Source organism: Tomitella cavernea, from assembly GCF_016599145.1.
Lineage (GTDB): Bacteria > Actinomycetota > Actinomycetes > Mycobacteriales > Mycobacteriaceae > Tomitella > Tomitella cavernae.
The window spans coordinates 40,309-53,366 of sequence record NZ_JAENKO010000031.1 but is presented as its reverse complement, the minus strand read 5'-3'; the positions used below and the strand labels follow the sequence as shown (position 1 = coordinate 53,366).

Sequence of the window (13,058 nt, the reverse complement as noted above, 5' to 3'; positions counted from 1 at the left end):
TGCCGTGGCCTCGGGGCCGTCGTCGCGCTGCGGCGCCTCCGGTGCGCCGGAGGCCCCCTGCGGGCCGCGCCGCCGCCGTCCACCGCGGCGGCGGCGTGATGCTGGGGCGCCGACGGGCGGCGGTTGCTTCGGATTCATCTCCGTTCCAGGCTAACGGTGCCGGGCGGCCGGCAATGATCGGCCGTGCCCGCGTGTGACGTGATCGGCGCAGCGCGCGACGTAGGGGGCCGGCCCTGGCGAAGAGTAGTGGCGCGAGTCGGACTTGCACGTGCCGGATCCGTGTTTGACTACGGCCGCCCCGTCAACCAACGCCGTGCGGACGCGGAGAAGCTGCCGCGCAGCGTGAGCCAGGAGGCCCATCGCATGGTCGAGCACGTGCACCGGGAACAGGCGGCGGAGATCGTGGTGGTCGGTTCGGCGAACCTCGACACGACGGCGCACGTGCCCAGGCTGCCGGCCCCGGGGGAGACGGTGCTGGGCGGGGACACCGGCGAGTCGGTCGGCGGCAAGGGCGCCAACCAGGCGGTGGCCGCGGCGCGGCTGGGGCGCAGCGTCGCGATGGTCGGGAGGGTCGGCGACGACCCGGCGGGCCGGCGCATCCGGGAAGCGCTGACCACGCAGGGCGTGCAGGTCGACCAACTCGGCTCCACCGCCGGCAGCGGGTCCGGGGCGGCGCTCATCGTCGTCGACGAGTCCGGGGAGAACATGATCGTCGTCGCACCGGGGGCCAACAGCACGCTCACCGCAGCGCACGTGCGCGCGGCGCAGGAGCTGCTGGCACGGGCGGGCGCGGTCGTGTGCCAGCTGGAGATCCCGGAAGAGGCGGTGGTCGAGGCCGTCCGGCTCGCCGGCGGCCGGGTGATCCTCAACCCGTCGCCGGTGCGGTCGGTGCCGCCGGAGGTGATGGCGCGGGTGGATGTGCTCATCGTCAACCGTTCCGAACTCGGCGCGATCGCCGGGGCTCCCGAACCGCGGACCGTCGATGACGCCGCCGCGCTGGCTGCGGGCGTGGGCGGCCCCGGCGCGGTGGTGGTGACGCTCGGCGCCGACGGCGCGCTGCTCGTGGACGGGAACACACGGGTGCACGTGCCGGCGGTGCGGGTGCCGACGGTGGTGGACCCGACCGGTGCCGGGGACACGTTCTGCGGGGCGCTCACCGACGCCCTCGTGCGTGGCGAGGCCCTGGACGGTGCGGTGCGCTGGGCCGTGCGTGCGGCGGCGCTCGCGGTGACGGGTGCGGGCGCGCAGTCCGCCATGCCCACCGCCGCGCAGCTGGCGACGGCATGATGCGGGGCCGCAGGGCCGGGGCACGGCAGGCGGACGGTCCGAACACGCTCGAACGCACCGCCGGCGACACGCCGGCGGTGCGGCTGCAATTGTGTGACGTCGGGAAGGTCTACCCGGGCGTGCGGGCGCTCGACGCGGTGGATTTCGATGCGCACGGCGGTGAGGTGCACGGGCTGCTCGGCGAGAACGTCCCGGGCAGGAGCACGTTGATCAAGATGATGGCGGGAGTGGACCGGCCGGACAGCGGTGAGTTGTCCGGCTTCCTGTCCTTGCGCTACCGGCGTTTCCGGCGCATGGAGCACAGTGCGCGTCGGGCGGTGGCCAGCGGCCGGCGCTCGGCGGCCAGCGGCACGCCGGCCGTCTCGGTTGCCACCGCACGCGTGTGGCGCTGATGAAGACGCTCGCGGATCTCGTCGGGGGAATAGGCACGCCGGACTCGTTGCGACCGGGCCTCCAGCACGCCCGAGGCGACGACGCCGGCGGCGCCCGCCAGCCCGAGCGCCTTCCACAGGGTGTCCTTGCGCATACCGTCCTCCTATGGTGCTCTCCGGTCATCGAGGGATGGTCACGATGATGCCGCATGCGCGATGCGGCCGGGCGCCGCAGGCGGGGCTGGAGCCGTGGCAGGATCGCGGAATGGCAGTGCACGCGAACGGCATCACCGTCGAGGAGGCCGCCGGGGCCGCCCGCACCGGCGACATCTGGATATTCCGCGGCGGATCCGGCGCGGACAAGGCGATCCGCGCGCTCAGCAACAGCCCGGTCAACCACGTGGGCATGGCCGTGGTGCTCGAGGATCTCCCGCCGCTGCTGTGGCACGCGGAGATGGGCAAGTCGCTCCCGGACGTGTGGACCGGCACCCGGCACCGCGGTGTCCAGCTGCACGATCTGCGGGACGCCGTACGGGTCTGGGGGCACCGATACGGGCAGAGCGCGTGGCTGCGGCAGATCAACGTGGAGGTGACGGCACCGCAGGAGGACGCGTTGCTGCGCACCGTCGCGCGCCTGGACGGCACGCCTTTTCCGTCGACGGCCCGGCTGGGCGCGCGGTGGCTACGCGGCCGCATGCCGCGCGGGCTTCTCCTCGGGGGCGGCCGTGGTGCGCCGGCCGCGACGTGGGAGAGCGCGTACTGCGCGCAGGTCGTAGCGCACACCTACGAGCAGATGGGGTTGCTGCGTCGCGGTCGCGACGCCGGCTGGTACGACCCGGGGCGGTTCTGGAGCGGGGACCGGCTGCCGCTGGTGCCCGGCGTGGAGCTGGGCGGGGAGATCGCGGTGCGGGTGTCAGCGAAAGGGGAGGGCGCCGGCGGGGCGGGCGACGGCGGGAAAGAGAACGGGAACGGCCCCGCACCCTCGTGAGGCGCGGGACCGTTCCCGATGCCCGCGGCGCCGGATGGTGGCGCCGCGCGGCGGGTGCTACTTGGCGGCCTCGATCTCGACGGCCTGGGCGACGCCCGCCATGGTCGCGGCCACCTTGACCGCCTCCCACACCTGCTCCTTGGTGAGCCCCTCCTTGCGGACGGTGGCGTCGTGCGCGGCCGTGCAATCGTGGCAGCCGTTGATCGTGGAGACCGCGAGCGACCACAGCTCGAAGTCGGCCTTCTCCACGCCGGGATTGCCGATGATGTTCATCCGCAGGCCCATCTTCACCTGCGCGTAGTCGCTCCCGAGGAACGACTTGGCGCGGTAGGCCACGTTGTTCATGCCCATGATGGTGGCGGCGCCGAGCGCCGCGTCGAACGCGGCGTCCGACAGGTGCCCGCGCGCCTCATCGGAGATCTCGGAGAACACGGTGGCCGACTTGCTCGCGGCCGCGGCCGCGAGCATCGTGCCCCACAGCTGCTGGTCGTTGAGCTCCGTGGAGCGCGACAGCGAGCTCAGGTTGAGCTTGAGGTCCTTGGCGTATTCGGGCAGCGAGTTCTTCAGGTTGTCGATGCTCATGCTCAGAGTGCTTCCTTGACCAGCTCGCCGGCGTCGATCGTCGGGTCGCCCTTCTTCCAGTTGCAGGCGCACAGCTCGTCGGACTGCAGCGCGTCGAGCACGCGGAGGACCTCGTCGACGTTGCGCCCCACCGAGCCGGCCGTCACGGAGACGAACTGGATCTCGTTGTTGGGGTCGACGATGAAGGTCGCCCGGTCGGCGACGCCGTCCGCGTTGAGCACGCCCGTGGCCTCGACCAGTTCACGCTTGAGGTCGGAGAGCATGGGGAAGGGGAGGGTCTTGAGATCCTCGTGCTGCGCACGCCACTGGAAGTGCACGAACTCGTTGTCCACCGAGGCGCCGAGCACCTGCGCGTCACGGTCGGCGAACTCGTCGTTGAGCTTGCCGAAGGCGGCGATCTCGGTGGGGCACACGAAGGTGAAGTCCTTGGGCCAGAAGAAGATCACGCGCCACTTGCCGGCGTAGTCGTCGCTGGTGACCGTGGAGAAGTAGTCCTCGGGCTGCTGCGCGTCGACCTGCGACAGATCGCCGCCGATGAGGGCGGTGAGGCTGTAGGAGGGGAACTGGTCGCCGATGGTGAGGAGAGCCACTGGGATAACTCCTTTTCGTTGTGGTGCGGCGGGGTGTCCGCCGCGTCGGTGCCGGCGTGGGGTGCGCCGGCCGAAGGTCCGGGAACGGCGGACGATGGCCCGCCACGGCGTGTGATCCACGCCGCAGAACGTTGTGGTCGTCCGACCTGCTCCGAACTCCCTTCACCACTATGCACCAGAAACCAGAAAAGGTAAAGCCTCTAGGTTGATGTAGACTCATTGCTGTGATTGATGAATCCTATCGTCCCACGGTGGCGCAACTGCGGGCGTTCGTCGCGGTCGCCGAGTATCGCCACTTCAGTACCGCGGCACAGCGTCTGGGCGTGAGTCAGCCCACCTTGTCGCAGGCGCTCGCATCGCTGGAATCGGGGCTCGGAGTTGTGCTCATGGAGCGCAGCACCCGCAAGGTCCTGGTCACCGAGGCGGGACGGGAGCTGCTCGGCAAGGCGCTCGCCGCGCTGGAGGCGGTGGACGGGTTCGTCACCGCGGCCGCGGGAATCGGCAGCGGAATGGTGGGCGGATTGCGGATCGGGATGATCCCCACCGTCGCCCCCTACCTGCTGCCCGCGGCGCTGCCCGCGCTCGGGGCGGCCTACCCGGACCTGCACCCGCACCTGGTGGAGGACCAGACCGAGCGGCTCCTCGACGCCCTGCGGGGCGGCGCGCTCGACGTGGCGGTGATCGCACTGCCGTCGGGCGCCGCGGGCCTGGTGGAGATCCCCCTGTTCGACGAGGACTTCGTCCTCGTCCTTCCGGAGGAGCATCCGGCCGCCGGCCGAGACGACCTGTCCGCCGACGTGCTCGACGAACTGCCGTTGCTGCTGCTCGACGAGGGGCACTGCCTGCGTGACCAGACGCTCGACCTGTGCCGGCTGGTGGGCGCCACGCCGGCGCTGGGGGACACCCGCGCGACGTCGCTGGCCACGGTGGTGCAGTGCGTCGCAGGGGGACTCGGTGTCACGCTGGTGCCGGAGTCGGCGGTGCCGTCGGAGGCCGGACGCGGCGGCCTGGCGACGGCACGGTTCGCACACCCGACACCCGGGCGCACCATCGCGCTGGTCTACCGCAAGTCCACGGGGCGGCACGACGACTTTCGTTCCCTGGCGGCCGAATTGGCGGCATGCGCGCCCGCGGGCCGAGCGCACTCGGTCGACTGACCCGATCCCTGCGACCATCGGGCTGACGACTGTCGCGACAAGGGGCGGCGTGGCGTGCGATCAGCGGCGTCCGCGCTTGGGGCGTCCCGCCGGCCGGCCACGGCGCGGCCCGGAGGTGCGCCTGCCGCCGGCGGAACCCTTGCCACCCGCGTTCCCCTTGGCACCTTTCGTCCCCCTGGCGCCGGCCGATCCTCCGGACCCCTTCTGCGCCGGACCGCCGGACCGGTGGCCGGCGCCCGCGTCACGGTCGTCGTCCCGAGGCCGACGTGCCTGCCCGCCGGTGCCGCGGGAGCTGTTGGCGGTGCGGCCGCGCACGATCCCGATGAACTCGTCCATCAACTCGGTCGATCGGTCCTCCCGCCACACCAGCGCCACCTGGGACTGTGCGACCCGTTTGCGCGTGGCCGAGTCGGGCTCCTCCAGGGGGCGGTATACGAGATCCTTGCGGTGGTGCAGGCGGGCGAGCGACTGGGGAAGCGCCACCAGCCCGACCCCCGCCGCGACGAGCGCGAGCGCGTCCGGGATCGTCGCGGGGCGCTGATACGACGGGATGCCGGGCGGGACATCCCAGTCGAGCACGTCGTCGAGCGGGTGGTGGACGATCTCGTCGTCGAGGTCCTCCGGGCAGAGCGACTCGGCGAGTGTCAGCACGTGGTCCTTGGGCATCATCACGACGGTGACCTCGGTGTAGAGGGGGATCGCGTGCAGGCCCTCGCGGTCGATGGGAAGTCGCACCAGAGCTGCGTCGGCCTCCCCGGCGCGCATCGACTGCACTGCCGGCCCGGTGTCGGCGGGGGCCAGGTCCAGGGGCACGTCAGGGAACCGCGCCTCCCACACGCGCGCCCACTTGGCCGGGGTGGTGCCGGGGACGAACGCGAGGCGGAACCGCGGCCCGGCGGGGTCGTCGGGGGCGCCGTCGTCAGAGGCGCCGTTGCCAGGGTTCGATGCGTCGTGGTGCACCTGGTCAGCGTACCGGCGCGTGGCAGTCGAAGTTCAGGCGCGACATGGCCATGGCGTCCGAACTTCGAACGCTACAGCGTGTCACGTTCGCAGTTGTCGGGGTCGGTTCGTAGTTGCGGACCGGATGCGGCAATTTCGGGCGCGACGGCGTGTGATGTTCGAACTTCGAGCGTGACGGGCTGGTCGCGCCTGAACTTCGAACGCGGTGCCGCGTGCACGCCAACGTCGAACGCTGTGAAACGGTGGCGTTCGAACTTCGAGCGCGACGCGCCCGTCCGCGAGTCCCGGAAAGCCCCCGCAGCGGCTCCCGGTTTCGTACTGTCGGGGAATGGAATTCGTTCTCGTGGATCGTCCGCGCCCGGAGATCGCCCTCGTCACCCTCAATCGCCCGGAGCGCATGAACGCGATGGCGTTCGACGTCATGGTCCCCTTGCGGGACGAGCTCGAACGCATCAGCAACGACAACTCGGTGCGCGCGGTGGTGCTCACCGGGGCCGGTGCGGGGTTCAGCTCGGGCGCCGACCAGCAGTCGGCGGGCCGCATCCCGCACACCGAGGGGCTGACCCGCGCCACGGTCGCGCTGCGGTCGATGGAGATCCTCGACCAGGTGGTGACCACTCTGCGGTCGATGCACCAGCCGGTGATCTCCGCGATCAACGGCGCGGCGATCGGCGGGGGACTGTGCATGGCGCTGTCGACGGACATCCGGGTGGCTTCCACCGGCGCCTACTTCCGCGCCGCGGGCATCAACAACGGGCTCACCGCCAGCGAGCTGGGCCTGAGCTATCTGCTGCCGCGCGCGATCGGCACCTCTCGGGCCTCCGAGATCATGCTCACCGGCCGCGACGTCGGCGCCGAGGAGGCCGAACGCATCGGGCTGGTGTCGCGGCTCACCGAGCCCGACGACCTGCTCGAGACGTGCTTCGCGATGGGCGAGGCCATCGCCGGGTTCTCGCGGCCGGGCATCGAGCTGACCAAGCGCACGTTGTGGTCGGGCATGGACGCGGGAAGCCTTGCACAGCACATGAACCAGGAGGGCTTGGGGCAGCTGCTGATCCGCCTGCTCACGGGGAACTTCGAAGAGGCCACGGCGGCGCGCAAGGCGGGCCGAGCGGCGGTGTTCCAGGATTGAGGGGGTCCGGCCGTCCGTCACCGGCGGGGGGAGCGCCACTGGTCCCGTGTCGCGGGCGTGCGGCCGTACGCCCGCGCTTGGGCGACGCCGCCGAGCACCACCAGCGCCGCATACAGCGCGAACCACCACCAGCCGTCCTCGATGGCCGCGGTGATGGCGGCCTGGTGGAAGTCGGCGGTGTCGAGAGCGCCGGTGAGCAGCATCACCGCGCCGACGAGGGTCACCGCGCCGCTGAGCACGCTGACCACGACCAGCAGGATGGCGGGCAGGTTCACCGCGAGCGCCACCGCGGCGAGCAGCAGCCCGAGCAGGACGCCGACGAGGATGACTGTCCAGTTCCACTGCGCGTCGGCCGCGACCATCGCGGCGGCGCCGGTCGTGAAGCCGACGGCGGCCATCGCGACGATCACGGCGACCGCGTAGTACAGGTAGGCGAGCAGCAGGAACACGATCGCCACGGCGATGCCGACGGCCCACCCGAGCCCGGTGCCGAGGAACTCGTCGCCGGTGGCGGAGGCCACCGCGCCGGCCCCGAGCGAGAGGCCCGCGAACCCGCCCCACAGCGCGATGACCACGCGCATGGCGGCGAGCCCGCGGAAGCAGAACACGGCGCCCACGATCAGGGCGAGGATCCCCACGACGATGTCGGCCATGGGGCGAGGGTATCCGGGCCGGGCGCCCGGGCGGGATCGAAGCGGGCGGATAAGCTCTGCGGTATGACCGCGCGCAAGAAACCCCAGATGCTCAAGCCGTCGACGGCCGCGAAGAAGCTCGGCATCCACCTGCCCGCCACGCCCGACGAGTTCCGGGACGGCACGGTCTCGCGCGAGGAGATGGCTGCGCTGTTGCAGGACCCGCCGCAGTGGCTCACGGTCCTGCGCGCGCAGGGGCCGCATCCGCGGCCCGTCGTCGCGGAGAAGCTGGGCGTGTCGATCGCTGGACTGGCCCGCGCCGGCGTCGACGAGGCCCTCACCACCACGCAGATAGAGGCGTTGCTCGCTGACAGGCCGGAGTGGCTGCGTCGCGAACGCGAGGTGCAGGCGGGCGTGCGTGCCGAGAACCGGCGGATCAGCCGCCGGCGCGACGCCGATTAGCGCCCCGCGCCCGCTCGCTCACCCGGCCACGACGGACAGCGTGTCCAGCACCACCTCGCCGGATTCTTCGGACGTGGCCATGTCCACCTCGGCCACCAGGGCCCAGCCATGGTCGCCGTCGGGGTCGTCGAGCGTCTGCCGCAGCCGCCAGGTGGGTTCGCCGTCCTCGTTCGTTGTCTCGGACGCGCTGAACATCTGCGGACCGCGCGCTTCGGGGCCGGTGAGCATCTCGCCGTACTCGTCGAAGAACGGTGCGAACGCCTCGGCCCATTCGTCGGCCGTGGGATCGAACTCCCACTGCTCGAGCGCCGCCCAGTCCCGGCGCGCGATCGTGTGCACCAGGTGGAACATGGCGTTGCGCAGCATGATCCGGAAGGCGCGCGGGTTGGCGGTGATCGAGCGCGTGGTCTCGCCGTGGAAGGCCTTCTCCGCCGCCTCCTGCGAGGGGGCGGACGGGTCCACCAGCTCCTCCCACTCGTCGAGCAGGCTCGAATCGACCTGGCGGATCAGCTCGCCGAGCCACTCGATGATGTCGTCGAGCTCGTCGCTGCGCATCTCCACGGGGACGGTCTGGCGCAGCGCCCGGTAGGCGTCGGCGAGGTACCGCAGCACGGTGCCCTCGGAACGGGACAGGCCGTAGCGCGAGATCAGGTCGGAGAACGTCATCGCGTTCTCGATCATGTCGCGCACCACCGACTTCGGCGACAACGCGAACTCGCTGAGCCACGGGTGGGTTTCCCGGTAGGTCGCGTAGGCCGGCGCCAGCAGCTCCTCGAGCGGTTTCGGCCAGGTGACCTCCTCCAGCAGCTCCATGCGTTCCTCGTACTCGATGCCCTCCGCCTTCATCTCGGCCACGGCCTCGCCGCGTGCGGCATGCTGCTGTGCGCGCAGCACCTGGCGCGGGTCGTCGAGCGTCGCCTCCACCACCGAGATGACGTCGGCGGCGTAGGCGGGGGACTCGGGGTCGAGCAGCTCGAACGCCGCGAGGGCGAACGGCGACAACGGCTGATTGAGTGCGAAGTTGGCTTGCAGGTCCACGGTGAGCCGGGCCAGCCGCCCGTCCTCGTCGGCGGTGTCCAGGCGTTCCACCACTCCCGCATGGAGCAGGCTCCGGTAGAGCCGGACGGCCTGCAGGATGTGTTTGCGCTGGCGGGCGCGAGGCTCGTGGTTGTCCTCCAGCAGCGAGCGCATGGCGTCGAAGCAGTTCCCGGGCCGTGCGATGACGTTGAGCAGCATCGAGTTGGTGACCGAGAAGCGGGAGACCAGCGGCTCCGGGTCCGCGGCGACGAGCTTGTCGAAGGTCTGCTCGCTCCACGACACGAAGCCCTCGGGCGGCTTCTTGCGGTGCACCTTGCGGCGCTTCTTCGGGTCGTCGCCGGCCTTCGCGAGCAGCCGGGCGTTCTCGATGTCGTGGTCGGGGGCCTGCGCCACCACGGTGCCCGCGGTGTCGTAGCCGGCGCGGCCCGCGCGCCCGGCGATCTGGTGGAACTCCCGTGCCTTCAGGTGGCGGGTGCGCACGCCGTCGTACTTGGACAGCCCCGTCAGCAGCACGGTGCGGATGGGCACGTTGATGCCGACGCCGAGCGTGTCGGTGCCGCAGATGACCGCCAGCAGGCCTTCCTGCGCGAGCCGTTCCACCAGCCGTCGGTACTTGGGCAGCATTCCCGCGTGGTGCACGCCGATCCCGTGCTGGAGCAGGCGCCGCAGCGTGCGGCCGAACGTGGTGGTGAAGCGGAATCCCGCCAGCGCCTCGGTGATCTCGGCCTTCCGGTCCTTCGATGCCAGTTTGATGCTCGTGAGCGACTGGGCGCGTTCGAGCGCGGCCGCCTGGGTGAAGTGGACGACGTAGGCCGGGCAGAGGTCCTTCGCGACGAGCTCCTCGATGGTCTCGTGCACGGGCGTCATCGCGTAGGAGAACGACAGCGGCACGGGGCGTTCCGCCCCGGCGACCAGCGCGGTGCCGCGCCCGGTGCGGCGGGTGAGGTCCTCGCGCAGATACGTCACGTCGCCGAGCGTGGCGGACATCAGCAGGAACTGTGCGCGGGGCAGCTCGAGCAGCGGCACCTGCCACGCCCAGCCGCGGTCCGGCTCGGCGTAGTAGTGGAACTCGTCCATCACCACCTGACCGATGTCGGACTCCGGTCCGCCGCGCAGGGCCAGGTTGGCCACGATCTCGGCGGTGGCGCAGATGATCGGGGCGTCCGCGTTGACGGCGGCGTCTCCGGTCATCATGCCCACGTTGTCGGCGCCGAAGACCTGGCACAGCGCGAAGAACTTCTCCGAGACCAGCGCCTTGATGGGGGCGGTGTAGTAGGTCCGGCGACCCTGGCACAGTGCGATGAAGTGGGCGGCGACCGCGACGAGCGACTTGCCGGAGCCGGTCGGGGTGGCCAGAATCACATTCGCGCCGGAGGCGAGCTCTATGACCGCCTCGTCCTGTGCCGGATACAGCGCGATGCCGGAGTCCTCGGCCCATTCGACGAACCGCTCGTAGAGCGCGTCCTCGTCGAGCGGGTCTACGGGGATCCTGTCGCTGAGCAGCATCCGTCCAGCCTAGGCGGTGTCCGGTGCGCCGCCGCCCGGGGTGGGGGCGCGGCCGGTGGGCGGGTCAGGAGCCGGTGCCGTCGCCGCCCGCGCCACTGTCGCCGGAGCCGCCTTCGTCCTTGCCGCCTTCTTCGGTGTCGCCGTCCTCCCCGGGGGCCGAGTCCTGCCGCCCGTCGCCGGGACGGCCGGAACCCGGTCCGGGGTCGAAGGGCGAGCCGGGCTGGTCACCGGGCTTGCCGCCGAGCTGCTCGGCCAGGAAGCGCTCGAACTCGGCGCCCAGCTCGTCGCCGCTGGGCAGGTCGCCCTCCTCGGCGAGCAGCGAGGACCGGCGCTCTTCGGCGGTGACGTAGGCGTCGTACTGGTTCTCCAGCGCCTTGACGACGCCGGCGACCTCCTCGTTGCCCTGCACCTGTCCGTCGATCTGTTCGCGCACGCGCGCCGCGGCGGTGCCCAGCTCGGTCAGCGGCAGCTGCAGTTCCGTGTTCTCCATCACGCACTCGAGCAGCTTTTCCGCGGAGCCCGGATAGTCCGACTGCGCCAGGTAGTGCGGCACGTGCACGGCGAACCCCAGGGTGGGGTGGTCGAGCTCGGTCAGGCGCAGCTCTAGCAGCCCGGCGGCGCTGCCGGGGATCGACATCTCACCGTCCCATTTGTGGTAGTCGCCGCGGATCGTGCTGTTGCCGGAATGCGCGGTGACGCCGGTGGGACGGGTGTGCGGGACGGCCATCGGGATCGCGCTGAGCCCGATGGTGCGCTCCACCCCGAGCTCCTCGACGAGGGTGCACACGGCCCGCGTGAAGCGGTCCCACTGGAGGTCGGGCTCCAGTCCGGAGAGCAGCAGGAAGGGCACGTCGTCGTCGTCGAGCAGCCGGTGCAGCTCCAGGCGCGGGGTGGCGTAGTCGGTGAAGCGATTGTCCCGGAAGGTCATCACCGGGCGCCGCGAGCGGTAATCGAGCAGCGCATCGATGTCGAAGGTGGCCACCGGCTCGGATTCGAGCGTATCCAGCAGATGCGCGGTGGCGATGCGGACCGCGTGCCCGGCATCGGTGAAGCCTTCGAGGGCGTGCAGCAACAGCGGCCCGGTGCCGTCGGGAGCGGTGACTTCCGGCAGCGGGCACTCCAGCTCGAACATGCCGGAATCCTGATCCACGTTCATCCCCTTCCTCGGCGCGGTGCGCGACCCGCGTCCGCAACCGGGGCCGGTGCGGCTCCCGGTGTGTCGGGTGGCGGTCGCGGTCTGCTGCCGCGGCGCCGGTCGGACCCCGGCTGTGCGCCGGTCCCTATCCCGGGCCCCATAGTAGATGTCGGTCTCGTGCGGCGGCGGCGGGCGTGCAGCGGGCACGGTGCGGGGATGTCCTGCCGGACGCGGGCGCGGTGTGTGCCTATGGTTGGGGGACTGGATGTGGACCGCGAACCGCGATTGGCCGGAGGAACGCGTGAGAGGTTTTGCCGTCGATGGCATTCGGCGCACGAAGGGTCGTCGGGGTCGTCGGGACCGTGCCGCCCGCGGCGTCGCGGCGTTGTGCTGCGGGGCGGCGTTGCTGGCGGCCGGCTGCAACTCGACGGTGAATGGGCAGGCGTATCCGGCGGAGGGCGCCGCCGCGGGCTCCCGGGCGGTGCCGCCCACCACGTCCTCCGCGGCGCCCGGCACATCTGCTCCCGGCACGACGGCGCCGGCCACCCCCACCACGCCGCCGCAGAACGCCACGTCGGCCCCCGGGGCGCACGCCGGCGCGCTCGACAGACTCCTGCCCCGGCCGGCGGCCTTCCCCGCGGGGTTCGCGGAAAGCGCCGCGGTCCTGTCGCATCACAATGCGGTGTCGGCGTCGGAGGACTTGGCAGGCGTGCAGCGTGGGGCGCGGACCAGGCCCGTCCGGTGCTCGCCCAGCGCGGAGCCGCCGCAGCCAGACGACCTGGCGGTCATTTCCGCCACCAATGCGGCCGACAACACGACTATGGCCGTGCAGCTTGAGCGGGTGCCGACGGACCTCGCCGAGTTCGGGGAGCGGATCGATGGATGCACGAAGGTGGAGTCCACCCGTTTCGGCGCGCAGTCCGCGATCACGCGCACGATGCTCGACGTTCCCGATGTCGCGGATCACGAGGTGGTGGCCTATGTGCAGCGGGTGAGTTCCGGCTCGGGCGAACCGTCCATCGAGCAGCGGTCGACGACGCTGGCCGCGCAGGTGGACGACGTCCGGATCTTCGTGGTCGGGATGAACCAGCACGGCCGGCCGCCGTCGGCCGAGGACCTGTCAGGCCTGCTCGCAGACGCCATCGACACTGTTCGCGCCGGATAGACGGACCCGCCGGCGGCCGATTTTCCACAGGCGCCGTTGTCCACAGATTTCTG

Annotated in this window: 13 protein-coding genes and 1 pseudogene; 7 read left to right on the top strand and 7 right to left on the bottom strand. The window is 71.5% G+C overall.

Annotated features, from left to right (window positions below; all coding sequences use genetic code 11):
• Window positions 1-279 precede the first annotated feature (279 nt).
• Both JJ683_RS12040 and JJ683_RS19755 read left to right on the top strand, forming a co-directional pair.
• Entirely contained in the window at window positions 280-1,287 is a 1,008-nt protein-coding gene (locus JJ683_RS12040) for a ribokinase (RefSeq protein ID WP_307810886.1), read from the top strand.
• Window positions 1,284-1,529: pseudogene (locus JJ683_RS19755) on the top strand (hypothetical protein); the annotation flags it as partial. The gene JJ683_RS12040 and the pseudogene JJ683_RS19755, both read left to right, overlap by 4 nt.
• A gap of 32 nt (window positions 1,530-1,561) precedes the next feature.
• On the opposite strand, the gene JJ683_RS19750 reads toward JJ683_RS19755, so the two are convergent.
• The gene (locus JJ683_RS19750; RefSeq protein WP_372435294.1) at window positions 1,562-1,798 is read right to left on the bottom strand and encodes a hypothetical protein; all 237 of its coding nucleotides are present in this window, start codon (window positions 1,796-1,798) and stop codon (window positions 1,562-1,564) included.
• 125 nt (window positions 1,799-1,923) lie between these two features.
• On the opposite strand from JJ683_RS19750, the gene JJ683_RS12030 reads away from it, so the two are divergent.
• The gene (locus JJ683_RS12030) at window positions 1,924-2,646 is read left to right on the top strand and encodes a hypothetical protein (RefSeq protein ID WP_200174386.1); all 723 of its coding nucleotides are present in this window, start codon (window positions 1,924-1,926) and stop codon (window positions 2,644-2,646) included.
• Between the two features lie 57 nt (window positions 2,647-2,703).
• Here JJ683_RS12030 and ahpD read toward each other — a convergent pair whose 3' ends face one another.
• Entirely contained in the window at window positions 2,704-3,228 is a 525-nt protein-coding gene (ahpD, locus tag JJ683_RS12025; protein ID WP_200174385.1) for an alkylhydroperoxidase, AhpD family, read from the bottom strand.
• Between the two features lie 2 nt (window positions 3,229-3,230).
• The gene (locus JJ683_RS12020) at window positions 3,231-3,818 is read right to left on the bottom strand and encodes a peroxiredoxin (protein WP_182357359.1); all 588 of its coding nucleotides are present in this window, start codon (window positions 3,816-3,818) and stop codon (window positions 3,231-3,233) included.
• A 224-nt stretch (window positions 3,819-4,042) separates the two neighbouring features.
• Between JJ683_RS12020 and JJ683_RS12015 the strand changes: the two genes are divergently transcribed.
• Window positions 4,043-4,975: a LysR substrate-binding domain-containing protein gene (locus JJ683_RS12015; protein WP_200174384.1), complete on the top strand. Its 933-nt coding sequence runs from the start codon at window positions 4,043-4,045 to the stop codon at window positions 4,973-4,975.
• Between the two features lie 60 nt (window positions 4,976-5,035).
• On the opposite strand, the gene JJ683_RS12010 is transcribed toward JJ683_RS12015, so the two are convergent.
• A complete protein-coding gene (locus tag JJ683_RS12010) occupies window positions 5,036-5,935 on the bottom strand; it encodes a LysR substrate-binding domain-containing protein (RefSeq protein ID WP_200174383.1) in 900 nt (299 codons plus the stop codon).
• A gap of 328 nt (window positions 5,936-6,263) precedes the next feature.
• On the opposite strand from JJ683_RS12010, the gene JJ683_RS12005 reads away from it, so the two are divergent.
• The gene (locus JJ683_RS12005) at window positions 6,264-7,067 is read left to right on the top strand and encodes an enoyl-CoA hydratase (RefSeq protein WP_200174382.1); all 804 of its coding nucleotides are present in this window, start codon (window positions 6,264-6,266) and stop codon (window positions 7,065-7,067) included.
• 17 nt (window positions 7,068-7,084) lie between these two features.
• Here JJ683_RS12005 and JJ683_RS12000 read toward each other — a convergent pair whose 3' ends face one another.
• The gene (locus tag JJ683_RS12000; RefSeq protein WP_200174380.1) at window positions 7,085-7,720 is read right to left on the bottom strand and encodes a DUF4203 domain-containing protein; all 636 of its coding nucleotides are present in this window, start codon (window positions 7,718-7,720) and stop codon (window positions 7,085-7,087) included.
• Between the two features lie 63 nt (window positions 7,721-7,783).
• Here JJ683_RS12000 and JJ683_RS11995 point away from each other — a divergent pair, with 63 nt between their 5' ends.
• Window positions 7,784-8,161, top strand: coding sequence for a DUF5997 family protein (locus JJ683_RS11995; protein ID WP_200174378.1), 378 nt, complete (start codon window positions 7,784-7,786; stop codon window positions 8,159-8,161).
• Window positions 8,162-8,179: 18 nt separating this feature from the next.
• On the opposite strand, the gene JJ683_RS11990 is transcribed toward JJ683_RS11995, so the two are convergent.
• Window positions 8,180-10,705 carry a DEAD/DEAH box helicase gene (locus JJ683_RS11990; RefSeq protein WP_200174376.1) on the bottom strand — a complete coding sequence of 842 codons (2,526 nt, stop codon included), beginning with the start codon at window positions 10,703-10,705 and terminating at the stop codon, window positions 8,180-8,182.
• A 64-nt stretch (window positions 10,706-10,769) separates the two neighbouring features.
• Complete coding sequence (locus JJ683_RS11985; protein WP_200174402.1) at window positions 10,770-11,855, bottom strand: proteasome assembly chaperone family protein; 1,086 nt, start codon at window positions 11,853-11,855, stop codon at window positions 10,770-10,772.
• Window positions 11,856-12,270: 415 nt separating this feature from the next.
• Here JJ683_RS11985 and JJ683_RS11980 point away from each other — a divergent pair, with 415 nt between their 5' ends.
• Window positions 12,271-13,005 carry a hypothetical protein gene (locus tag JJ683_RS11980; RefSeq protein WP_200174374.1) on the top strand — a complete coding sequence of 245 codons (735 nt, stop codon included), beginning with the start codon at window positions 12,271-12,273 and terminating at the stop codon, window positions 13,003-13,005.
• Window positions 13,006-13,058: the final 53 nt, after the last annotated feature.